General features: G+C 62.4%; 23 protein-coding genes. 19 read left to right on the top strand and 4 right to left on the bottom strand.

The annotated features are described in order from the left end of the window. Positions 1-13: 13 nt before the first annotated feature. From rplF to rplO, 5 genes are read left to right on the top strand one after another with little or no spacing between them, the layout of a single operon-like run. Entirely contained in the window at positions 14-550 is a 537-nt protein-coding gene (rplF, locus tag HMPREF2978_RS11300) for a 50S ribosomal protein L6 (protein ID WP_049157327.1), read from the top strand. A 3-nt stretch (positions 551-553) separates the two neighbouring features. Beyond that, positions 554-955, top strand: a complete 402-nt coding sequence (gene rplR, locus HMPREF2978_RS11295; RefSeq protein WP_046648465.1) for a 50S ribosomal protein L18 — start codon at positions 554-556, stop codon at positions 953-955. A 40-nt stretch (positions 956-995) separates the two neighbouring features. Then, positions 996-1622 carry a 30S ribosomal protein S5 gene (gene rpsE, locus HMPREF2978_RS11290; protein WP_010189568.1) on the top strand — a complete coding sequence of 209 codons (627 nt, stop codon included), beginning with the start codon at positions 996-998 and terminating at the stop codon, positions 1620-1622. Between the two features lie 3 nt (positions 1623-1625). Next, positions 1626-1811 (top strand): 50S ribosomal protein L30, encoded by a 186-nt coding sequence (rpmD, locus tag HMPREF2978_RS11285; protein WP_010189565.1) that lies wholly within the window; start codon positions 1626-1628, stop codon positions 1809-1811. Between the two features lie 3 nt (positions 1812-1814). Beyond that, a complete protein-coding gene (gene rplO / locus HMPREF2978_RS11280) occupies positions 1815-2264 on the top strand; it encodes a 50S ribosomal protein L15 (RefSeq protein WP_070745620.1) in 450 nt (149 codons plus the stop codon). Between the two features lie 283 nt (positions 2265-2547). On the opposite strand, the gene HMPREF2978_RS11275 is transcribed toward rplO, so the two are convergent. Further along, on the bottom strand, positions 2548-4029 hold the full coding sequence (locus tag HMPREF2978_RS11275; protein ID WP_070745618.1) for an FAD-binding oxidoreductase: 1482 nt from the start codon (positions 4027-4029) through the stop codon (positions 2548-2550). A gap of 16 nt (positions 4030-4045) precedes the next feature. Beyond that, positions 4046-5353, bottom strand: coding sequence for a class I SAM-dependent methyltransferase (locus HMPREF2978_RS11270; RefSeq protein WP_070745616.1), 1308 nt, complete (start codon positions 5351-5353; stop codon positions 4046-4048). A 379-nt stretch (positions 5354-5732) separates the two neighbouring features. Between HMPREF2978_RS11270 and secY the strand changes: the two genes are divergently transcribed. The 12 genes from secY (at position 5733) to eccB (ending at position 15340) form a co-directional block, all read left to right on the top strand. Further along, positions 5733-7058 carry a preprotein translocase subunit SecY gene (gene secY, locus HMPREF2978_RS11265; protein ID WP_070745614.1) on the top strand — a complete coding sequence of 442 codons (1326 nt, stop codon included), beginning with the start codon at positions 5733-5735 and terminating at the stop codon, positions 7056-7058. Then, positions 7058-7603: an adenylate kinase gene (locus HMPREF2978_RS11260; protein WP_070527829.1), complete on the top strand. Its 546-nt coding sequence runs from the start codon at positions 7058-7060 to the stop codon at positions 7601-7603. Before secY ends, HMPREF2978_RS11260 begins: the two co-directional genes overlap by 1 nt. Before the next feature lie 14 nt (positions 7604-7617). Next, a complete protein-coding gene (gene map / locus HMPREF2978_RS11255; RefSeq protein WP_070745612.1) occupies positions 7618-8412 on the top strand; it encodes a type I methionyl aminopeptidase in 795 nt (264 codons plus the stop codon). Between the two features lie 52 nt (positions 8413-8464). Continuing rightward, positions 8465-9256: a L,D-transpeptidase gene (locus HMPREF2978_RS11250; protein ID WP_070745610.1), complete on the top strand. Its 792-nt coding sequence runs from the start codon at positions 8465-8467 to the stop codon at positions 9254-9256. A gap of 223 nt (positions 9257-9479) precedes the next feature. Beyond that, positions 9480-9698: a translation initiation factor IF-1 gene (infA, locus tag HMPREF2978_RS11245; RefSeq protein WP_003854422.1), complete on the top strand. Its 219-nt coding sequence runs from the start codon at positions 9480-9482 to the stop codon at positions 9696-9698. A gap of 186 nt (positions 9699-9884) precedes the next feature. Next, on the top strand, positions 9885-10253 hold the full coding sequence (rpsM, locus tag HMPREF2978_RS11240) for a 30S ribosomal protein S13 (protein WP_039673764.1): 369 nt from the start codon (positions 9885-9887) through the stop codon (positions 10251-10253). Between the two features lie 3 nt (positions 10254-10256). Then, positions 10257-10661 (top strand): 30S ribosomal protein S11, encoded by a 405-nt coding sequence (gene rpsK / locus HMPREF2978_RS11235; protein WP_010189540.1) that lies wholly within the window; start codon positions 10257-10259, stop codon positions 10659-10661. A gap of 21 nt (positions 10662-10682) precedes the next feature. Next, positions 10683-11288 (top strand): 30S ribosomal protein S4, encoded by a 606-nt coding sequence (rpsD, locus tag HMPREF2978_RS11230; RefSeq protein WP_010189536.1) that lies wholly within the window; start codon positions 10683-10685, stop codon positions 11286-11288. Between the two features lie 69 nt (positions 11289-11357). Then, positions 11358-12368, top strand: a complete 1011-nt coding sequence (locus HMPREF2978_RS11225; protein WP_010189530.1) for a DNA-directed RNA polymerase subunit alpha — start codon at positions 11358-11360, stop codon at positions 12366-12368. Positions 12369-12446: 78 nt separating this feature from the next. Continuing rightward, the gene (gene rplQ, locus HMPREF2978_RS11220; RefSeq protein ID WP_070527838.1) at positions 12447-12926 is read left to right on the top strand and encodes a 50S ribosomal protein L17; all 480 of its coding nucleotides are present in this window, start codon (positions 12447-12449) and stop codon (positions 12924-12926) included. A gap of 237 nt (positions 12927-13163) precedes the next feature. Next, positions 13164-14024 (top strand): tRNA pseudouridine(38-40) synthase TruA, encoded by an 861-nt coding sequence (truA, locus tag HMPREF2978_RS11215; RefSeq protein ID WP_070745607.1) that lies wholly within the window; start codon positions 13164-13166, stop codon positions 14022-14024. A 56-nt stretch (positions 14025-14080) separates the two neighbouring features. Next, entirely contained in the window at positions 14081-15340 is a 1260-nt protein-coding gene (eccB, locus tag HMPREF2978_RS11210) for a type VII secretion protein EccB (protein ID WP_070745605.1), read from the top strand. Here eccB and HMPREF2978_RS11205 read toward each other — a convergent pair. After that, positions 15300-16475, bottom strand: a complete 1176-nt coding sequence (locus HMPREF2978_RS11205) for a S8 family serine peptidase (RefSeq protein ID WP_070745603.1) — start codon at positions 16473-16475, stop codon at positions 15300-15302. The genes eccB and HMPREF2978_RS11205 overlap by 41 nt on opposite strands. Next, positions 16472-17803 (bottom strand): type VII secretion integral membrane protein EccD, encoded by a 1332-nt coding sequence (eccD, locus tag HMPREF2978_RS11200; RefSeq protein WP_070745602.1) that lies wholly within the window; start codon positions 17801-17803, stop codon positions 16472-16474. Before eccD ends, HMPREF2978_RS11205 begins: the two co-directional genes overlap by 4 nt. A gap of 129 nt (positions 17804-17932) precedes the next feature. Between eccD and eccCa the strand changes: the two genes are divergently transcribed. Next, positions 17933-21661: a type VII secretion protein EccCa gene (eccCa, locus tag HMPREF2978_RS11195; RefSeq protein ID WP_246818772.1), complete on the top strand. Its 3729-nt coding sequence runs from the start codon at positions 17933-17935 to the stop codon at positions 21659-21661. Further along, positions 21658-22782 (top strand): type VII secretion-associated protein, encoded by a 1125-nt coding sequence (locus HMPREF2978_RS11190; protein WP_070745598.1) that lies wholly within the window; start codon positions 21658-21660, stop codon positions 22780-22782. Before eccCa ends, HMPREF2978_RS11190 begins: the two co-directional genes overlap by 4 nt. Positions 22783-22929: the final 147 nt, after the last annotated feature.

Here is a 22929-nt window from a genome sequence, read left to right as displayed (position 1 = left end):
GGAGGATTGACACATGTCTCGTATCGGTCTAGCACCTATCGCCGTCCCGAAGGGCGTCGAGATCACCATCAACGGCCAGGTTGTCAACGTTAAGGGTTCCAAGGGCACCCTCGAGGTTGAGCTGCCGGAGCCGATCACCGCAGCCGTCGAGGACGATGAGATCAAGGTCTCCCGTCCGGATGACGACCGCAAGAACCGCGCCCTGCACGGTCTGTCCCGCTCCCTGGTCAACAACGCCGTTGTTGGCGTGACCGAGGGCTACACCAAGAAGATGGAAATCTTCGGTGTTGGTTACCGTGTCCAGCAGAAGGGTAAGGACCTAGAGTTCTCTCTGGGTTACTCCCACCCGATCCTCATCGAGGCTCCGGAGGGCATCACCTTCGCTGTGGATGGCGCAACCAAGCTCTCCGTATCTGGTATTGACAAGCAACTGGTTGGACAGGTCGCCGCGTACATCCGCCGCCTGCGTAAGGACGATCCTTACAAGGGCAAGGGTATTCGCTACGACGGCGAGCAAGTCCGCCGCAAGGTCGGAAAGACGGGTAAGTAAGCAATGGCTAACACTGAAAACGCAAAGCGCACCCCGGTTGGCAAGGACATTTCCTCGCGTCGTCGTGAAGCACGCGCGCGCCGCCACTTCCGCATCCGTAAGACCCTCCGCGGCACCCCTGAGGCACCGCGTCTGGTCGTTCACCGCTCCTCCCGCCACATGCACGTTCAGGTCATCGATGACCTGGCCGGCCACACCCTGGCTGCCGCTTCCTCCATGGAAGCCGACGTGCGTGCACTCGAGGGCGATAAGAAGGCCAAGGCTGCCAAGGTAGGCCAGCTCATCGCTGAGCGCGCCAAGGCCGCTGGCATCGAGCAGGTCGTCTTCGACCGTGCAGGCTACAAGTACCACGGCCGCGTTGCCGCGCTGGCCGACGCCGCTCGCGAAGGTGGTCTGCAGTTCTAATGATTAAGGCATACGGAAACATCAACGGAAGGAACGCCTAATGTCGGACCGTGAACAGCGTGACGGCGGACGCTCCGCCGAGAACAACAACGACCGCAAGGGTCGCAACAACGGCCGTCGTAACGACCGCCGCAACCACCAGGACAACGAGCGCGATAAGTACATCGAGCGCGTTGTGACCATCAACCGCGTCGCTAAGACCGTTAAGGGTGGCCGCAACATGTCCTTCACCGCTCTCGTCGTCGTTGGCGACGGCCAGGGCATGGTGGGCGTCGGCTACGGCAAGGCCAAGGAAGTCCCGGCCGCAATCCAGAAGGGTGCAGAAGAGGCTCGCAAGAACTTCTTCCGCGTCCCGATGATTGCTGGCACCATTACCCACCCGGTTGAGGGTCGCGACGCCGCTGGCATCGTCATGATGAAGCCGGCCGCTCCGGGTACCGGTGTCATCGCCGGCGGTGCTGCTCGTCCGGTGCTTGAGTGCGCTGGTGTGCAGGATATTCTGTCGAAGTCCCTGGGCTCCGACAACGCTCTCAACGTCGTCCGCGCTACCGTGGACGGCCTCAAGCAGCTGGTTCGTCCGGAGGAAGTTGCCGCACGTCGTGGCAAGTCCCTCGAGGAGGTCGCACCGGCCCAGATGCTGCGCAAGCGCGCAGGTCAGGAGGCATAAGCAATGGCTCTGAAGATTACTCAGGTAAAGGGCCTTGTGGGCACCAAGCCGAACCACCGCGCAAACATGGAGTCGCTTGGTCTCAAGCGCATCGGTCACTCTGTTGTGAAGCAGGACACCCCGATCATCCGCGGTATGGTTCACAAGGTGCGTCACCTGGTCACCGTCGAAGAAGTGGCAGGGGAGTAAACCATGGCTGATATCATCAAGCTCCACGACCTGCGCCCGGCCGCAGGCTCCAACAAGCCCAAGACCCGCGTCGGCCGCGGTGAGGCATCCAAGGGTAAGACCGCTGGTCGCGGTACCAAGGGCACCGGTGCTCGTAAGCAGGTTTCCGCTGCTTTCGAGGGTGGCCAGATGCCGATCCACATGCGTCTGCCGAAGCTCAAGGGCTTCAAGAACCCGAACCATGTTGAGTACCAGGTAGTCAACGTTGCTGACCTCGCAGAGGCTTTCGCTAACGGTGGCGACGTCACCGTTGCGGACATCGTTGCTGCTGGCCTGGTTCGCAAGAACCAGCCGGTCAAGGTTCTGGGCAACGGTGAGATCAACGTTAAGTTGAACGTCACCGCTGACAAGTTCTCCAAGTCTGCTGTTGAGAAGATCGAGGCTGCTGGCGGCACCGCCACCGCAACCAAGTAATTCTCTCCAGGCTCTGTGAGAGCCATCGCCCTCCCGTGGCGCTACTTCCGAGTGGCCTTCGGGAGGGCTTTTGGTGTTTTCGGGGCACTCCAGCAGGCCGCAAAAGGCATTAGTACCTTTTGAGGAGCACCTTATGGTCCGATTGTTATGTGTTGACCTGGGAGTTTTCGCGGGGAGGGCCGCAAATGGCATCTCTCAAAAGGTACTAATGCCTTTTGAGAGGAACCTTATGGCACGAAGTTTATGCGGCTGAGGTGCAGGTGCAGTTTCGGTTGTGGGAATGTTAGGCGTCGTTGACCGTCTTTTCATAGAGGCCGGGGAAGCGGCCATCCGGATCGGTGACGGCCTTGATGCGGTCTGGTAGGTCACCGCCGTAGAGTTCGGCAAATTGCTCGGGGGAGTAGAAGGCTTCCGAGTACAACGACTTATGCCCGCCGAGTTCGCTGACTTTCGCCTCGATGACGCGGTTGAAGGCGCCGTTGCCCGGAGCGGAGGGATCGATGTGATTTCCCTCTACGCCTGACCAAAAGCCCACGTTGACCCAGGTCTGGCCCGGGCGCAGCGGGTACAGCGGCCACGGGGCCGGGGAATCAGCGGCCAGCGTGCCCGTACCAACGAGGTCTTCGACGCCCTCGCGCAACCGAATCGGGCACAGCCACACCGGTTGTATATCGGAAGCCGCAAAGAACCAGTCCAAGAACTCCGGCAAGTTCTCCGGAGTGACCTCGATGTCTTGGACGACTCGCTCCCCGCGGGGCAGGCCCTTCGGCTTCTTGATGAAGTTGTATTCCAGCTCGTACTTGCGCTCCAAGCGCACCAGCTTCCAGTAGAAGGAGCTGCGGCGCAGCTGTCGCGGCCACATCTTGCGTACGCGGGGGTTCTGCGCCCCGAATGCGCGCGAGCACCAGAACCAGTCAGTATCCCAGCGCCAGATGTAATCGCGCACCGTCAATCGGTCGCGGCGAATCCCGCGGGCGTGCTGGAGACTGCGGTAGAAGATTTTATCCCGCGTGTAGTCGGAGGTCGGTCCTTCCTCATCCGTAAAACGGGCCATGACGAGGTAGGATTCCTCCAGGGAGAAGACCACGCCATCCAAACCGTGCACCTCGATGTCGTCGTAGGTGCGGGTGCGGGAGACGTCGTCAAGCACGCGCGTGAGTGAGTCGAAGTCGTGGAAGCGCACCTGACGCAGCTCCACGTAGGGCTTCACCGCGCGCAGCTCAATCTTCAGGCGCACCGCATAGCCCAAGGAACCATAGGAGTTGGGAAAGAGGCGGAAGAGATCGACATTCTCCTCGCGCGAGCACGTGAGAATCTCACCCGTGCCGGTGAGGATATCCATCTCCAGCACGGATTCGTGCGGCAGCCCATCGCGGAAGCTCGTGGATTCCACGCCCATGCCCGTCACAGCGCCGCCCAGCGTAATGGTCTTGAGCTGCGGAACGACGAAAGGCATGAGGCCGTGCGGCAAAGTTGCGTCCACGAGATCCTCGTAGGTGCACATGCCTTGGACTTCGGCGGTCTGCGCAATCGGATCGACCTCAATGACCCCGCCCAGGCCAGAGACATCCAGCCCTGATTGCTTGCCGCTGCGTCCGCGGAAAAGGTTCGAGGTTTTCTTCGCCAGACGTACGCGCTTATCCTTCGGCACCGCGCGGAAGCTACGCAGGAGCTTGTCGACGCCCTCCGCGTGCGCCTTCCACCCCACCGGCGGGATCTCCACGGCGTCGACGCTGCGGTGATTGCGGATGAGATCGGTCAACATAGAACTCCTTCCAGAATTAGAAGCGCGAATCTTCCCACCAGCGGCGCTCGGGAACGCCGGAGCGGGAGCCGGCGTCACCCAGCTTGACGCCCAAGAAGTGGTACAGGTTGATGATGTTGTGCTCGAAACCCCACTCGGAGCCGGCCATGTAGATGGCCCACAGCCGCGCGGTGGGCAGGCCGACCAGCGAGCAGGCCTCCTCCCACGTCTCCTTGAGGTTTTCGCACCAATCGTGCAATGTGCGCATATAGTCGAAGCGCAGGGATTCGGTGTGGACGACTTCGAAGCCGGCATCCTGCATGCACTTGGTGATGGTGCCGGAGCCGGAGAGCTCGCCGTCGGGGAAGATATAGCGGTCGATGAATCCGCCCTTCGGGGTTTTGTGGTTATCCGGGTAGGTGATGCAGTGGTTGAGCATCAATCCACCTGGCTTGAGCTTGCCGTGGAGGAAACTGAAGAAGCCGGGGTAGTTCTTGACTCCGATGTGCTCCAGCAGCCCAATGGCGGAGATGGCGTCGAAGCCTTCCTCAGTAACGTCGCGATAGTCCACAAATCGGATCTCCGCGAGGTCTTCGAGGCCCTCCTCCTTGATCTTGGCCTGGCCCCACTCAGCCTGCTCCTTGGAGAGGGTTACGCCGAGGGACTTCACGCCGCGGCGGGCCGCATAGCGCACCATGCCGCCCCAGCCGCAGCCGACGTCGAGGTGGCGGTCGCCCTCCTTGAGCCGCAGCTTGTCAAAGATGAGCCGATACTTGTTTTCCTGGGCCTCATCCAGCGTGGCGTCGGGGGAGGGGTAGTAGGCGCAGGTGTATGTCATCGAATCGCCGAGGAAGAGCTCGTAGAAGTCATTGCCCACGTCGTAGTGATCGGAGATGACTTCAGCGTCGCGCTCCTTGGAATGCTTGGACAGGCCCTCGTGGAGTTTGCGGCGCAGCCAAGACGCGCGCTCGACCTCGGGGACCGGCTGGATCTGAAAGGCTCCCATCGAAGCCAAAGAGCGGGCTACCCGGGCCAGCGTCATGGCATCGGGGCGGGAGAACTTGTCATACATCGCGTGCAAAGCGTCGAAGATGCCATAAGGATGCGCAGGGTGCTCGCCTTCGACGGTGATGCCATCGGTGACATAGGCGCGGGCAAATCCGACGTCCCCTGGGTGAGTAGCGATATAAGCCAAGCCTTGGAGGTTATTGATCTTGACGGTGAACTGTGCATCAACCGGGCCAGTGGAGGAGCCGTCGAAAGCCTCCCAGCGGAAGGGGTTGGGGCTGGGGATGAAAGTATCGATAATCTCGGCCACAGTCATCGGGGTAAATCGCTTACTCATAAAATTACATACTTCTTTCGGTTCATCGTCTGGCTGATAAAGAACGGCCATACTCCGAGACGTCCCGGGCGTCGCGGGGGAGGTCGAAAAGACGCAGAAATCTTGTAAGGACATTGCCGCGAAGCAACACGGACCATGGTAGGCCCGATCCATAAATGGCGCTAAGGGAGGGGATATGTCCTCCTGGTTAGGGCGGCGTAAACGGGGTCAATGTGGCGAAAGTGGCCGAGGCTGGTAGGGTAATGGGGTCAAAAGTGTTCAACCGTTCCTATGAGAGACCTTAAAAGGGTTCTTAAAGTTTGGGAACAGATGAGATCCACCCCCGTGCGCGGCGAATTTGAACCGCATAACAAGCGCGGTAGGCCAGGAGGATTGAGTAGTGTCCGCCATTTTGCAGGCTTTCAAAGATGCCGACCTGCGTAAGAAGATCATCTTCACGATCGTGATGATCATTCTCTACCGCGTTGGTGCACAGATCCCGTCGCCGGGCGTTGATTACGCCACCATCGCCGGCCGTCTTCGTGACCTCACGGAGGAAGCAGGCAACCTCTATTCGGTGATCAACCTGTTCTCCGGTGGTGCGCTCCTGCAGCTGTCTATCTTCGCCATCGGCATCATGCCGTACATTACGGCGTCGATTATCGTGCAGCTGCTGACCGTGGTGATTCCCCACTTCGAGCAGTTGAAAAAGGAGGGGCAGTCCGGTCAGGCCAAAATGACGCAGTACACGCGCTACCTCACCCTGGCGTTGGCGCTGCTGCAGTCTTCGGGCATCGTGGCTCTGGCGGACCGCGAGCAGCTTCTGGGACAAGGCGTGCGCGTCCTGGCGGAGGACCGCAACTTCTTTACCCTCATCGTGCTCGTTATCACCATGACCTCCGGCGCCATCCTCGTGATGTGGATGGGTGAGCTGATTACTGAGAAGGGCATCGGCAACGGTATGTCGCTGATGATTTTCGCCGGTATTGCTACCCGCCTGCCTACCGACGGCGTTAACATCCTCCAGAACAATGGCGGTCTGGTCTTCGCCATGGTTCTCGCGGGCCTCATCGTTCTCGTCGTGGGTATTACCTTCATCGAGCAGGGCCAGCGCCGCATTCCGGTGCAATACGCCAAGCGCATGGTAGGCCGCCGCCAGTACGGCGGTTCCTCCACCTACCTGCCGCTCAAGGTCAACCAGGCCGGCGTTATCCCGGTCATCTTCGCTTCCTCGTTGATCTACATGCCGGTGCTCATCACCCAGATCGTTAACTCCGGTTCCGCGGGTGTGTCTGATAACTGGTGGCAGCGCAATGTCATTGCTCACCTGCAGGCACCGAGTTCCTGGCAGTACATCGTCCTGTACTTCGTGCTCACCATCTTCTTCTCCTACTTCTACGTTTCGGTTCAATATGACCCGGCCGAGCAGGCTGAGAACATGAAGAAGTATGGTGGATTTATCCCGGGCATCCGCCCGGGCCGACCGACCGCCGAGTACCTAGGCTTTGTCATGAACCGTCTGTTGTTCGTCGGCTCGATCTACCTTGCGGTTATCGCCGTCCTGCCGAATATCCTCCTGGATCTCGGAATCGGCAGCGCTGGTGCCGCTGGCACCTCCGCTTTCGGTGGTACCGCCATCCTCATTATGGTCTCGGTGGCCCTGACTACGGTCAAGCAAATCGAGTCCCAGCTCCTACAATCCAACTACGAAGGACTGCTTAAGTAATGCGTTACGTACTCCTTGGCCCTCCCGGTGCCGGCAAGGGCACCCAAGCCGCTCTCCTCAGCGAGAAGCTCGGCGTTCCGCACATCTCCACCGGTGACCTCTTCCGCGCCAACATTGGTGAGGGCACCCCGCTCGGCGTAGAGGCCAAGTCCTACATTGACGCCGGCAAGCTGGTGCCGACCGACGTCACCGCTCGCATGGTGGAGGACCGCCTCAACCAGGATGATGCCAAGGATGGCTTCCTTCTCGACGGCTTCCCGCGCACCGTGGAGCAGGCCGACATCCTGGAGAAGCTCCTCGCTGACAAAGGCCTGAAGCTCGATGGCGTCCTCAACTTTGAGGTGTCCGAGGACGTCGTGGTCGAGCGCATGCTTGCTCGTGGCCGCGCGGACGACACCGAGGAGACCATCCGCACCCGCCTGGGTGTCTACCGTGAGGAGACCTTCCCGCTCATCGAGCACTACGGCGATGCCATCATCTCCATCAAGGCTGAAGGCAACGTTGAGGACATCAACGAGCGCACCCTTCAGGCGATGGGCAAGTAGCTCATCCTTTAGCCATGGCTTTTCGACGACGCACTAAGACCATCCCTGCTCGCACCCCGGGCGAGCTCGACGCCATGCAGGCGGCAGGCGAAATCGTCGGCCGCGCCCTGCAGGCGGTGCGTGCCGCCGCCGTAGTGGGAGTGAGCACGCTCGAGCTCGATGAAGCAGCCGAGCAAACCATTCGGGATGCAGGCGCTGTGCCCACCTTCAAGGGCTATGGCGGATTCCCGGGCTCTATTTGTGCGTCCGTCAATGACGTAATTGTCCATGGTATCCCCACCAAGGATCTCCTTCTTGCGGAAGGAGATCTTGTTTCCATCGACTGCGGCGCCACGCTCGACGGCTGGGTGGGGGATAGTGCGTGGACGTTTGGCGTCGGCAAGCTCAGCCCTGAGGCGCAGGCGCTGAGCGACGCCACCGAATGGGTCCTATACGAAGGCCTCAAGGCCATGGTTCCCGGCAACCGGCTTACCGACGTCTCCGCAGCCCTCGAGCAGGCCACCTACCGCGCCGAGGATAAATTCGGCGTCGAGCTATTCATCGTTGATGGCTACGGCGGCCACGGTATTGGCCGTGAGATGCACGAAGAGCCTTACCTGGCTAATGAAGGTAAGGCGGGGCGTGGGCCCATCATTCAGAAGGGCTCCGTTCTCGCCATTGAGCCGATGCTGACTCTGGGCACCGAGGACAACGAAGTCCTCGAGGATGATTGGACTGTCGTGACGCTCGACGGTTCACTGTCTGCCCACTGGGAGCACACGGTGGCGGCCACGGAGAATGGTCCTCGTATCCTGACTCAACGTTTTTAAAACCTGTGTCCTGGGTAGGCATTTCGCCTAAAGAAGGTTTATACTTCTTGCCATGTCTAAGATTCGCTCCCTAGTTGGCGCCCGTTCCCTACGCCGCGCCACCGCAATTGGCCTGGTAACCGCCACTCTCTCGGTTGCTCCAGCCGCCAACGCACAGACGGTTCCTTCGATCGAAACCCTGTCCTCCGACGTTCAGACCCAGCTTGATGAGTTCGCTGGCCAGACCCGCGAGAACGCGTGGAATAGCCGCAACCAGATGCTGGAGACGCTCCAGAGCGTTAACCCGCAGGCGGCTGACGCTCTCCGCCCGGTTATCGATGGTGCTATCGAGCTGATTTTCCCGGGTCTGATTGACCAGAAGAACGCTGAGATCCGCGCCGCTCGTGAAGCTGAAGAGCGCGCCCACGCTGAGCAGATTGCTCGCGAGAAGGTCGCCGCTGAGGAAGCCGCCCGCAAGGCTGAGGCCGAGCGTCAGGCCCAGCGCTTCGATGTTGGCCCGTGCCCGGCGGATGCACGCATCTGTGTGGACCGCGATGGCCGCCGCACCTGGCTGCAGGACGGCAACGGCAACGTCACCTACGTCGCGCAGGGTATGTCTACCGGTAAGCCGGGTGAGGAGACCCCAGCCGGTACCTTCTACATCAACCGTAAGATCAAGGACGAGATCTCCTGGGAGTTCGGTAACGCTCCGATGCCCTACGCCATGTACTTCACCAACAATGGCCACGCCTTCCACGAGGGTTCCCCGGCATACCAGTCCAATGGCTGCGTGCGCCTGACCCACCAGGATGCCGTGCGCTACTGGAATGATGTGCCGATGGGCTCCAAGGTCTTCATTTACTAAGATGTAGCGGTGAGCGAGTCACCGCTACATAGCATCAGCCTCCCGCACCATGTGGTGACGGGAGGTTTCTGCATTTGGAAAACCCGTCTTCGCAGCGTATGCTCTAATGCTGGTGTCTGTACGCAGCCGAAGTGGTTGCTGGAGGCACCAGGCAGTAGACACCAAACATGCAGGTGGGGACGGCGCCAAGCGCGGCACGCACTCCACCAGAAAAGTAGAGGTTATGGCTAAGGAAGGCGCAATCGAGGTTGAGGGTCGCATCGTTGAACCCCTGCCCAACGCAATGTTCCGCGTCGAACTCGACAACGGACACAAGGTACTCGCCCACATCTCGGGCAAGATGCGTCAGCACTACATCCGCATCCTCCCAGAGGACCGCGTTGTTGTGGAGCTGTCTCCTTATGACCTGACCCGCGGACGCATCGTCTACCGCTACAAGTAAAGACTGTAAGCCTCCTCACCCACGGGACGCACTAGCTGCGTCCTTTTTTTACCTCAGGCTGCGATGGCCTGAGCCCACGCTGCTAAGCATGCCCACAGTTCCCCGGCACGGCCCGGGGCAAAGTGTATGTGTGGCGGGGGACGGATGTGGAGAAAACCATCGTAACAACCCGAAAGGACTAGCCATATGGCACGTCTAGCTGGTGTTGACCTCCCGCGCAACAAGCGCATGGAGGTTGCTCTCACCTACATCTACGGCATCGGGCCTTCCCGTGCCAAGGAACTGCTGGAAAAGACCGGCATTTCTCCCGACCTGCGCACCGACAACCTCGACGACGATCAGCTGTCGGCGCTGCGTGACGTCATTGAGGCTACCTGGAAGGTAGAGGGTGACCTCCGCCGCCAGGTTCAGGCTGATATCCGTCGCAAGATTGAAATCGGTTGCTACCAGGGCATCCGCCACCGTCGTGGCCTGCCCGTTCGTGGTCAGCGCACCAAGACCAACGCTCGTACGCGCAAGGGTCCGAAGAAGACGATCGCAGGAAAGAAGAAGTAAAACATGCCACCCAAGACTCGTTCCGGCGCGCGCCGTGGTGGTCGTCGCGTCGTAAAGAAGAACGTGGCCGCTGGCCACGCATACATCAAGTCCACCTTCAACAACACCATCGTGTCCATCACGGACCCGCACGGTGCTGTCATCTCCTGGGCATCCTCCGGCCACGTCGGCTTCAAGGGTTCCCGTAAGTCCACCCCGTTCGCAGCGCAGATGGCTGCTGAGAACGCGGCCCGCAAGGCCATGGACCACGGTATGAAGAAGGTTGACGTTTTCGTCAAGGGTCCGGGCTCCGGCCGCGAGACCGCAATCCGTTCCCTGCAGGCTGCAGGCCTCGAGGTTTCCTCGATCACGGATGCCACCCCACAGCCGCACAACGGCTGCCGTCCGACCAAGCGCCGCAAGGTTTAAGGGAAAGGAAGAGGTAAGAAAATGGCTCGTTATACTGGCCCCGCTACCCGCGTATCCCGCCGTCTGCGCGTCGACCTGGTCGGCGGCGACATGGCATTTGAGCGCCGCCCGTACCCCCCGGGACAGGCTGGCCGCAACCGCATCAAGGAATCTGAGTACCTGCTGCAGCTCCAGGAGAAGCAGAAGGCCAAGTACACCTACGGTGTGCTGGAGCGTCAGTTCCGCCGCTACTACGCCGAGGCTAACCGTCTCCCGGGCAAGACCGGTGACAACCTCGTCGTTCTGCTCGAGTCCCGTCTCGACAACGTGATCTACCGTGCAGGTCTGGCCAACACCCGCCGCCAGGCTCGCCAGCTTGTCTCCCACGGTCACTTCACCGTGAACGGCAAGAAGATCAACGTTCCTTCCTTCCGCGTTACGCAGTACGACATCATCGATGTTCGTGAGCGTTCCCAGAAGATGGAATGGTTCGAAGAGGCTCAGGACCGCCTGGTAGACGCCAACGTTCCGGCGTGGCTGCAGGTCGTTCCGGACACCCTGCGCATCCTCGTGCACCAGCTGCCCGAGCGCGCTCAGATCGACGTTCCGCTGCAGGAGCAGCTCATCGTCGAGCTTTACTCGAAGTAATCCTTCGACACTTTCATCTTTACCCCTTCTACCGGCGTCATATAGCGGGCGCCGACAAGGAGAAACTCCATGCTTATTTCCCAGCGTCCTCAGCTCACCGAGGAATTCATCGACTCGTCTCGCTCTAAGTTCGTTATCGAGCCGCTTGAGCCGGGCTTCGGTTACACCCTTGGCAACTCGCTTCGTCGCACGCTGCTTTCGTCCATCCCGGGCGCGGCAGTAACCTCCATCAAGATTGACGGTGTGCTCCACGAGTTCACCACCATCAATGGTGTGAAGGAAGACGTTTCCGAGATCATCCTGAATGTCAAGGGTTTGGTTCTGTCCTCCGACTCCGATGAGCCGGTCGTGATGTACCTGAGCAAGGAAGGCCCGGGTGAGGTCACTGCAGGCGATATCCAGCCGCCGGCTGGCGTGGAGATCCACAACTCGGATCTGCACATCGCATCGCTGAATGAGTCCGCCAAGCTGGAGATGGAACTCGTCGTCGAGCGCGGCCGTGGCTACGTCCCGGCTGCTGCTACCTCGGGAGAGATCGGCCGCATTCCGGTCGACCAGATCTACTCCCCGGTGCTGAAGGTCTCCTACAAGGTCGAAGCTACTCGTGTTGAGCAGCGTACCGACTTTGACAAGCTGATCATCGACGTCGAGACCAAGAACTCGATTTCCGCACGCGACGCCCTGGCTTCCGCCGGCGGCACCCTGGTCGAGCTCTTCGGCCTGGCTCGCGAGCTGAACACCGCCGCTGAGGGCATCGAGATTGGCCCGTCCCCGCAGGAGACGGAGTACATCGCTGCCTACAGCATGCCGATCGAGGATCTGAACTTCTCCGTCCGCTCCTACAACTGCCTGAAGCGTCAGGAAATCCACACCGTTGGTGAGCTCGCTGAGTGCACCGAATCGGACCTGCTGGATATCCGCAACTTCGGTCAGAAGTCGATCAATGAGGTAAAGATCAAGCTGGCTAACTTGGGCCTGGCTCTCAAGGACACCCCTGAGGACTTCGACCCGACCCAGCTGGAAGGTTACGACGCAGAAACCGGTGACTTCAAGGACCCGGCTTCCGACGATTCCGAGTAAAGAATTCCACTGAATCGTGACGGCGCGGCAACCGCGCCCCGTCGCGCGCTCAATTAATCCGCACACGAGGAGTACATAATGCCTACCCCCAAGAAGGGTCCGCGTCTCGGCGGCTCCGCCAGCCAGCAGAAGCACCTGCTGAGCAACATGGCTGCGAGCCTGATCGAGCACGGCGCAATCAAGACCACCGATGCCAAGGCGAAGGTTCTTCGTCCGTACATCGAGAAGATCATCACCAAGGCGAAGGCCGGCACCGTTGCCGACCGTCGCGCAGTTCTCAAGCTCATCCCGCACAAGGATGTCGTTGCCCACCTCTTTGATGAGCTGGCACCGAAGTTCGAGAACCGTGAGGGTGGCTACACCCGCATCATCAAGCTGGAGAACCGCTCCGGCGACAACGCCCCGATGTCCCAGATCTCCCTCGTTCTCGAGGAGACCGTGACCTCCGAGGCAAACCGCGCTACCCGCGCTGCCGCCTCCAAGCAGGCCGAGGAAGCTAAGGCTGAAGAGGCTGAGGCTGAGTCCGCTGAGGCTGAGGAGACCACCGAGGAGAAGTAATTCTTCTTTAGGTCTTAAAGGGCCCGCGCTCACCATCATAGTGGGGCGCGGGCCTTTGCCGTTTTCTGCGCCCTGGGCGGACGGCCTTGTGGCGCAAAGAGGGGAGCCGTGCTCTGGATGACGTACCGTTTTAACAAATAGTGACCTGAAAACTGCAGTTTTTGGACGCATATTTGTTAAAACCGACCTCGGATGCAGCCTGCATGGCACTTCCGGCGCACGGTATCATCAACCTCCATGAGTGAAAGCGTTCGCCTGCGTCTTGACCTGGCCTATGACGGCACCGACTTCCACGGGTGGGCCCGTCAAAAGGACGGCCTGCGCACCGTGCAGCAGACCGTTGAAGAAAAGCTGAGCATGGTGTTGCGCCACCCGGTGGAGCTCACCGTGGCCGGGCGCACCGATGCGGGCGTGCATGCCAGCGGCCAAGTAGCCCACTTCGACACCACCCGCGCGGCGTTAAGCCAACGCAGCATCGACGGCGAGCCGGACAAGTTGGTTAGGCGGTTGGGTAAGCTGCTGCCTGTCGACGTCCGCGTCCACGCCTGCACCGAAGTATCGTCCGATTTCGATGCGCGCTTCTCGGCCTTAAGCCGCCACTACGTCTACCGCATTACGACGCACCCACGCGGGGCGCTTCCCACTCGTGCGCGCGATACCGCGACCTGGTTCAAGACCGTCGACCTGGATCTGATGCAGGCCGCCGCCGACCAGCTGGTGGGCCTCAATGACTTTGTGGCGTTCTGCAAGGCCAAGCCGCACGCAACTACCATTCGCGAGCTGCTCGCCTTCGAGTGGAAGGATGTCTCTACGCCTGCCGAGCCGCAGCTTTATGAGGCGCACGTGAGTGCCGATGCCTTTTGCTGGTCCATGGTGCGCTGTCTCGTAGGTTGCTGCCTGCGGGTGGGCGAAGGTTCCCGCGACGTGGAGTTCGCAGCCCAGATGCTCAAAGAAACCAGCAGGTCTTCCCAGATTCCCCTTGCTCCAGCAGCGGGTTTGAGCCTAGTCGGCGTGGACTATCCCGATGCGGACCAGTTGGCCGCGCGTGCGGAGATGACCCGCAGCCGTCGCGCTGCGGAGGATACCGAGTTGGGTTAATCTAGAACCCACTGCGCCGTGGGAGGGTGGCGCACTGATTAGGGGGGAGGATTCTCATGGCACGCGCGTTGCCTACTACCAAGGCCCAGGTGTCTGGGCACAAGTTTCTACTGCGTCGGCTCGAGCACGGGTTGGTCTTCGGGGATATCCGCATGATTCATGATCCGCTGAAGCGACGGCGCCGCGCCTTGCTCGGTGGGGTGGCCGCGGTGTCCTTTCTGAGTCTCGGCTCAGGACTTATCGCCTGGATGCAGCCGGACCCGCAGCCAGGAGATGCGCCCGTGGTGCGTTCCTCTGAGGGACAGCTCTTAGCGCTGGTGAACGGCACCTATCATCCGGTGGCCAACCTGGCTTCGGCCAGGCTCATCGCCAACGAACCGGTCGAGGCGCAGGTCGCTGGCGACAGCTTCTTGGAGCAGATGAACCTGGGCACACCGCTGGGAATTGCGGATGCCCCCAATCTCTTAGGTGCGGCAACGGGGGAGGAGCCAGGCTGGTCGGCCTGTTTGGAGGAATCTACGCAGGGGGAAAACTGGCAGTCCTCCAACCGCGTTGGCACCGTCACCGTGGTGGCGCACCATGCCGTTCCCACCTTCGATGCGGAGCACGCCGCCGTGGTGGAATCCGCGGGGACGCAGTGGTTGCTGACGGGGCAAGGCCGAGTCGTGCTGCCCGAGGCCACGAGCACGCAGGGCAGGGTGCTGCGCCGCGCGTTGGGGGTGACTGCAGAAACCGCTGTGTGGACCATGCCCGAGGAATTGCTCAACGCCTTCACAGAGCTGGAGCCGTTGAGCTTCCCAGCCGCGCCGCCTGAGATCCTCGACACCGGCGAGCAGCTCTGGGCGCGGACGGAACAAGGCGTTTTCTCCATCACTGATACCCAGGCGGAGATGCTCGTCGGCGTGGGCGCGCAGCGCCTGCCCGCACAGGCGCAGGAGGTGGCCGCGCTGGGCGACGTCCCACCGACCTTCAACCTGCCCACCACCCGCGTGGACTTCCTGTCTCCTGAGCAAGGCTGGTTGTGTGCCACTCACGAGCAGGGTGCTGGCACGCTGCGGCCAGTGGCGTCAACGGTGGACCTACCGGGAGATTCGCCCGCGCACCGTTTCGCTGGCCTCCAAGCTGGCGTAGGCGTGGATAGCGGGCACGGCTATCACGTGGTGTCCGCTACCGGCAGACGCCACGAGCTCACTGGTGCCGCGGAGCTGAGCGCGCTGGGCGTGGAGGAACCGGAACAGGTGCCGTGGGGAATCCTGCGCCTGCTGCCGGAAGGCTCTACCTTAAGCCGCGCGGAGGCCTTAAAGGCTGAGCACTGAAAACCGCCACGAGGATGAGCAAACCTAAGGCCCCAAGAAGCAAACGCACCTGTGGCCAGGCCGTGTCTTTCGGTGCCGCCGCAGGCGCGACCACAATCGAACGATCCTCACGGGCTTCGCTCGCGGGTCGATAGGTCACCGCGGTGAGGGGCTCCACCACCCCGTGCCCGGGTTCGGCTGAATCAATGATGCGCTGGCGCAGTTGTGCCGGGGAGTCCCCAGGGTAGCGCTGCACCAGCAACGCGAGAGTACCGCTGACCAGCGGCGCGGCAAAGGATGTGCCTTGAAAGGTAGCGTCGCCTTTTCCTGTGGCCCAGCCGCCACCGGGTTCAAGCGCAAGAGGGACGCTTCCGTCCGCGCTGAGGGGCGCGGCGATGGAGTACTCCGCGAGGTCATGCGGCGTGGCTAAAGCGCCGACCGCAAGGACGGTATCGGACTCGGCGGGGAAGACCACGTCATCCTTTTCGCAGCCGCCAGCCGTGGCGTTTCCCGACGCCGCCACGACCACCGCCCCAGCCTCTTCCGCGCGGCGAAGCGCGGCATCCACACCAGCGCGGTCCACCCGCGCCGCGGCATCCGGCGGAACGCAGGAGACCACGGAGACGTTGATGACTTGCGCGCCCGCGTTGACGGCATCCTCGATGGCAGCGGCCAGGCTGGCTAGTGTGCCGGTGCCACCTCGTTCAGCGTCACCGTTCTCTGCTGCTTGCGCTTGGTAATGCGAGCTGGTCTGCCGGATGGAGTAGATGTCCGCATCCGGAGCCACACCGAGTTCCTTACCTGCGATGACGCCGGCCACCACCGTTCCGTGCAGGTCACAGTCCCGTAGCGGGTCTGGCTCCTCCGGGGTAACGAAGTCTGCTCCTGGTGACACGCGCAGCTGCGGGTGGGCGGCCACCCCAGTGTCGATGACCGCGACCTTCACCCCGGCGCCCGTGGCAAAGGAATGCAGTCGCGCCCGATACTCCGAGTACTGCGCCGAGGGTTGTGGTCCTGCCGCAGACCGCGTGGCCACTGCACAGGCGGTATCCGGTTCGCGGGCAGCTGCTACCGGCCCGGACAACACGCAGGAGCTCCAAGCCAGGGCGGCGACAAGGACTGCGCTGGCAGCGCCGATTCTGGTTAGAGCTGTCATGCGCCCAACCCCCGAATGAACTCGAAGAGCCCAGCCAGGTGCGCGGCGAGCGGCAGGCAAGCGGCGAGCGCGAGTGCCTCGGCGCGCTCGAACCACACGATGGTGGTCGGCTCAATCTGCTGTAGTTTGCCTGCCCACACCGGTACTGAAAGCATGGCCACTATGATGAGCCCCGCGATGACACTGAGCACCCACGTTCCCGTAGTCGGGGCACTTAGCAGCTGCCACTCGCGCAAAGGTACCGCCACCGCGGCACTAGCCGCGGCGAGGCCATAGATACCCAATGCCCACGCCGCAATGGGCCGGGCATGGCGTGCCGCATGCACGATGACCGCCCCAGCGATACTCACGCACAGTGTCTGGGAAGCAACCACGGTTGTGTCCGCGTGAGCGTTGAGCGCGACGAGAAAGAGGGAAGGAACGCCCGCCAGCGTGCAGCCCACTGCTATACCTTCGTAGGCCTGCCCGGCGCGCCGGGCTTTGAGTGAGTTATCCGTGGGCTCCTCATCCGAGATGCTCAAGTCCTGCCCGGCGGTGGGCAGTTGCGGCACTCGGAGGCCAGCAAGCCGCGTGGTCAGCAGGGGAGAGGCCGCGAGCAAGACCACGGTGGCGGCGAGCAACGGGGCGGGGCCAAGCAAGCCGACGAGCACGAGTAGGCACCACGTGGCAGCACTTGCCCGAGCGCGTAATCCGCCAATACGCACCACATGGGAGAGCACCGCCACAGCGCCCACGGCCGCCGCAGCACCTACGAGTGGTGCGGCCGGAATCACGGTTCCGGCTGGGCCAGCAGCGACAGGTGCACCAGCGGACAGCGCCCCCGCCAGGCCAGCAGCCACGTGGGCAGTCGCAAGCAGGGAACCGCGTCGGGTCCACGCCGCGAGCACGAGGCCGAGGAGTGCAGCGGTGGCACAACCAATCGAGGGAGATAGCGCGGCGGCGAGCAAGGCGCCGACGGCGCTAAGCCCTGCCACGCCCCAGAACCCGGCTAGACCAGACAGCTGCGTGGTCGAGGCCTCGGCAGCGAGTGCCTCTGCGGCATCCCGCACGATGGGCGCCGGTGTTGGCGCATCTGGGCTGAGCACCAGGATGGAGCCGTCTTCCAGACTGGTGCGGTCGAGTGGCGTGGTCATCGATATGGTCTTGCCCGCCGCGGTGGTGGCGCGCCAGAGGATGGGGGCGGGAGGGACGTCGACAAGCACGAGCAATTCCCCCAGCACCTCCCCGAGGCTGGAAGAAAGCGGTAGCGATACATCTGCTTCTTTGTGGGTCTGGCCTGCATGGATGCGGACGGTGACGTGAATGGAATGCGCGAGTGCGCGAGTCATGGAATATACCTCCCCCGAGAAATTTTTCTGGGCAACCCCTTGCCCATTGCCTCACATTGTGGCTTACTAGTGGCACGCTGTCCACCGTTTCAGGAGGCGGTGGAGTACTTCGGGGGGAAGGACTTTGACATGCGCGTACCCACACGCGTCGTTGGCACTGGGGTGGCGGCCTATCGGGAGCCAGCACCACCGTTGCCGCAGGGCAGCATTGACGCCGAGGCGGTGCCGGAGGCGGCCCGCGCCCAACCCGTACCGTTGGTTCGCCTGCTCATGCCGCTGGTGATGATCGCTGCCATGCTGGGCATGGTGGCGCTCATGGTTCTCGGGGCGGGGGATGCGCGCCGGATGAGTCCCATGAGCCTCATGTTCCCGCTCATGATGCTGGCCAGCATGGCCATGATGTTTAATCCACAGGGAGGCGGGCAGGATCCGGATGAGACCCGCCGGACCTACTTGCGCCACCTTAAGGCGCTGCGGGAGGAAGCGCTGGAGCGCGGGGCGGCGCAACGCGCGCACGAAGAACACCGCAACCCTGACCCTGAGCAGCTTGGCGCGTTGATTCCGACAACGCGGCTGTGGGAACGGGACGCGGATGCCCCGGACGCCTTGGAGGTGCGGGTGGGGACGGGGCCGATGGCCCTGTGCACGCCCATTAACGTGCCGGATTCGGGCGCGGCGGAGGACCTTGATCCGGTGTGCGCGGTGAGCCTGCGCCAGACCGTGCGCGCGGTGGGAACGCTGGCGGATATGCCGGTGGTCATCCAGCTGCAAGCCTTTCCCGTCGTCGGTCTGGCCGGTGAAGACGCCGCTGGGATGGCCCGTGCCCTGCTTTTACACCTGGCGGTGCTGCATGGCCCGGAGACCGTGGGCATTGAGTATCACGGTGCGGAATGGGAATGGTTGAAGTGGCTGCCGCATTCCAGGGATCCTGACCAGGCGCAGTTTCGCATCTGCGTCATGACGGAGAAACAAGGGCATAGCGGTGGTGAATTGCGCAGGGACGCGCTGGGGGATAGCCCCACAACCACCATCGCCGTGGGCGTAACACCTCATTCGCCGCTGGGCCGCCTCGCCGAGGAGGGAGGCATCTACCTGCGGGCGGAAGGTACGCTCTCCGTGGTTACTGCCGCGGGCGAGGAGGAGCTGGGAAGCTGCGCGCTTGTCGACGTCCCCACGGCCCTCCTCCTTGCCCGCACCCTCGCGCCCTATCACCGCCCGTTCGGCGGTGATGTCACGTCCACGCCTCGGCACGGTCGCAATGCGGATTTGCCCTCGTTGCTGGGATTCCGGGATGTGGATGCGCTCCAAGCCTCCGGCATGTGGCAGGGGCGCAGCCCTGCTGAGCGGCTGTGCGTGCCCATCGGTGTCGATGAGTCCGGGCACGCGCTGATGCTTGACTTAAAGGAGTCCGCCCAGGGCGGGATGGGACCGCATGGTCTATGCATTGGTGCCACGGGCAGCGGAAAATCGGAATTACTTCGCACGCTTGTCGTAGCCCTGGCCGCCACGCACAGCCCGGAGGAACTCAACCTCGTGCTCGTTGACTTCAAAGGTGGCGCCACCTTCTTGGGCTGTGAGGAACTGCCACATACCTCCGCCGTGATTACCAACCTGGAAGAAGAATCCACCCTGGTGGAGCGCATGTACGATGCCATCTCTGGCGAGATGAACCGCCGCCAGGAGCTGCTGCGCAAGGCAGGAAATTTTGCCAACGTCGGCGAATTCAACGCCTCCGCTGCTGCGGTGGCGGAGCACGGGCCGCTGCCGGCGCTGGTCATTGTGGTGGATGAGTTTTCTGAGCTGTTGGGGCAGCACCCGGACTTCGCAGAGCTCTTCGTTGCGGTGGGAAGGCTCGGCCGCTCGCTGCACGTGCACCTGCTGCTGGCCTCCCAGCGCTTGGAGGAAGGGCGCTTGCGGGGATTGGACTCGCACCTGTCTTATCGCATTGGGTTAAAGACTTTCTCCGCCGGGGAATCCCGCCAGGTCCTCGGCGTTCCCGATGCTTATCACCTCCCTGCCCAGCCGGGAGCCGGCTACCTCAAAACGGATGCCGATGCCCCCACGCGTTTTCAGGCTTCTTATGTTTCTGGCCCGGTCACGCGCCGGGTGGTTCGTGACGAAGCTGCTGCAACTACGCGGCGCTCCGCACGCGTCGAGCTCTTTACCGGGCACAGCGCGGCGGAGGAGGAGCTTGACTTTGCGGAGCTCGTGGACTCCTCGAGCACGCTCCTGGACACTGTGGTGGCTGGCGCCCGGGAGGAAGCTGCCCGGCGCGGCCAGTCGGCGCGGCGGATTTGGCTGCCGCCCTTGCCACCCGTGGTGGAGTTATCCAGCGTTGCTGCTCTGCGCACGGATCCGTCCGGCGCGGATGGCGGGCTGCGCGCGGAGGTGGGGCTTATTGATCGTCCCTATCACCAGCGCCAAGACCCGCTGACCGTGGATTTCACGACGGGCGGCGGGCACCTCGCATTGTGCGGCGGACCGCAGTCAGGCAAGTCGATGGCGCTGCGCAGTATCGCGTCCGGGATGGCCCTGTGGCATTCGCCAGACCAGGTGCGCTTTTATGTCATCGACTTGGGCGGTGGGCAGCTGCGGGTGCTGGACCGCCTGCCCCACGTGGCCGGGGTGGCCGGCCGCGAAGAACCGGAAAAGGTGCGGCGCATCGTCGATGAAGTCGCCGGCCTCGTGCGCCGCCCGGAAGCTCGCCACACCTTCTTGATCGTGGACGGCTGGCACCACATCGGCACCTCCGGGGCAGACTTTGAGGACTTAGCCGAGCCGATTACCCAGCTGGTCGCTGACGGTGCCTCCGCCCGCGTTCACGTCTTGATTGCGGCGGCGCGGTGGACCAGCCTGCGGCCATCGATTCGGGATCTCATCGCGGCCCGCCTTGAGCTGCGCTTGGGAGAAGCCATGGACTCCCTTATCGACCGCAAGGCGCAGCAGAAGCTGCCGGCCGCACCCGGGCGAGGGATCACTCTGGTGGGGGAGAACCTCCTTTTTGCAGCGACATCACCGCAGGATATCGCTCATATCTGCGGCGTGCATGCAGACGCCGAACCGGTCCCACCGCTGAAGATGCTACCCGCTGTGCTCACCGAATTGCCCGAGCCAGAAGAGGGCTCGTCATCAGGTGGGGTGGCCTGGGGAATCGGCGGGCCGGACCTCGAGGTCCTTGACTGGGATCCGGGCGTCCAGCCTCACCTCGTGTGCATCGGCTCCCAGGGCTCCGGCAAATCGCACTTTCTCAGCGTGATTCTCGCCGGGATCAGCCAGCTGAGCCGGGAGGAAGCCCGCCTGGTGGTCATCGATGAGCGCCGCGCGCATTTGGGGACGCTGGATGAGGAGATGGTGGCGGCCTATGGGGCGTCGGCAAGCGCGGCCACCCAAGCCATTCTCGATACGGTGCGCACCCTGGAGCAGCGACTCCCCGGCCCCGACGTCACCCCTGCCCAGCTGGCCGCTCGGAACTGGTGGGAGGGCCCGGATATTTACCTTGTCATCGATGACCTCGACTTGGTCAGTGAGATAGCGCTGGCACCTCTGCTGGAGCTCCTCCCGCACGCCCGCGACGTGGGGCTGCACCTGGTGCTCGCGCGCAAAGCCGGCGGCATCGGTCGCGCGATGTTCGGGCAGTTCCTCTCGGCGGTGCGGGACTTGCAGCCGGCGCTGCTGCTTCTCGACGCCGACCGTGACGAAGGCACCATCTTCGGCATCAAACCAACGGCATTGCCGCCCGGCCGCGGCCAATGGGTCGTCCGCGGCATATCCCAAGGCTTGGCGCAGGTCTATGTGCCAAGCGCCGATAGTTCACACAATTCACCACAGATCGCAGACAACAAGGGAGAGAACCAATGACCGCGACGCATGCACTGCGAACCCCGACAACTGTACCCGAGACCACGCTCGTTATTACGGTGCTCGATGCCGCCACGATTTATGAAGGCCCAGAGACGATCTATCGCTATGACCTGCCCGGCACCGGAATCGCCGAAGGCTGGGCGCTGGAGGCCGTCCTCGACCAAGCCGAAAAGGTCTGCGGGGCGGAATGGCCGGATGTCAGCGTTGAGGTGGTGGCGGATCCCTCCGGAACGGAGATCAGTGTCGAGGCCGTGAGTATCCTGCGCCGTCAGCTTGCCGGCGCGGGCGCGACCGTGCAGGAACCAGAACCATCGCCGCCGCCCGTGTCTGTTGCGGCTAGTGCTGTACCGTCTTCTTCCCGTTTGGCCGTGGGCGCGCAGCACGAGGACCTTGAGGACGCGGCGACTGCCGAGCGGCCCCGGACTGCCCGGCGCGGGCGGTCGCACCGTGCGGCGGAATCCCGTTGGTCTGCGCTGTTGGGAGGTGTCGATCCCTTCTACATCGCCATCGCGGTCATGGTGCTCGTGGTGGCCGGGGTGTCCTGGTGGGCGGTGGGCCGCAAAGATACGGCTGTGGCAGCGTCGACTCCTGATCAGACAGCTGAAAGAGCATCCGCCGCCCCCGGCACTTCGGGCACGGCCCCGAGTCCTGACAAGGAGGCGCAGCCCGAGGGCTCTGCTGAGGAGGCCGGTTCTCAGGAATCCGGAAGCAGGCAGCTGCGACCCGGTCAGCAGGCCATCGACGTGGAGGGAATGTCTCTGGTGCTTCCTCAAGGATTCCGCACCAGCGTGGAGGATGGTCTGGTCACCGCTGCCGGTGAAGACCCTAACCTGCGCATCCTCCTGGCTGCTGATCCACTTTTCAATGTGCCTGTCGACGTTTTGTTCACAGAGATTAAAGAGCAGATCGAATCCGATCCTGGCCTCCGTGATCCGGTAGAGGAGTCTGGACGGCTGACATATACCGAGGACCCCGGCGACGGCTCCCGGGTGACGTGGATGATGTGGGAAGACAAGGGCCATCAAATGTCCGTGGGCTGTCACACCAAGTTTGAGCCCAACGTCGTGCAGAAGGCTGCCTGCCGAATGGCGGCAGAATCGCTGGTCAAGAAGGACTAAGCGGGAAAGCTCTGCGAATCTCAAAGAATCTGAAACTTAGCGGGAACCGATGAGCCACTAGCTCAGTCCAATAAGGGTGAGAAGGACACAGGGTGCTTCTCGGGGGAAAGAAACACACACCAATCCCTAGGAATAAGGGATACGCCC

Source organism: Corynebacterium sp. HMSC074C01 (genome assembly GCF_001814605.1).
Classification (GTDB): Bacteria; Actinomycetota; Actinomycetes; order Mycobacteriales; family Mycobacteriaceae; genus Corynebacterium.
This window is presented reverse-complemented; position numbering and strand designations above follow the sequence as displayed.